The 212-nt window shown below is 72.6% G+C and carries 1 protein-coding gene; it reads right to left on the bottom strand.

Annotated features, from left to right (window positions below; genetic code table 11):
* On the bottom strand, nucleotides 1-212 hold a 212-nt coding region (locus FJ988_RS30705; RefSeq protein ID WP_181183735.1), incomplete at both ends, for a hypothetical protein.

The following is a 212-nucleotide window of genomic DNA, read 5'->3' on the forward strand; positions in this document are numbered from 1 at the left end:
GCACCAGTCGAGCCGGTGTCACCGGTCGAGCCTGTCGCTCCGGTGTGGCCAGTGGCACCCGTGGCGCCAGTCGAGCCGGTCGCTCCGGTATGGCCAGTCGCACCCGTGGCGCCGGTCGAACCGGTCGCTCCGGTATGGCCAGTGGCACCCGTGGCGCCAGTCGAGCCAGTCGCTCCGGTATGGCCGGTCGCACCTGTGGCTCCGGTCGAGCC

The organism is Mesorhizobium sp. CU3 (genome assembly GCF_006442965.1).
In the GTDB taxonomy this organism is placed as follows: domain Bacteria; phylum Pseudomonadota; class Alphaproteobacteria; order Rhizobiales; family Rhizobiaceae; genus Mesorhizobium.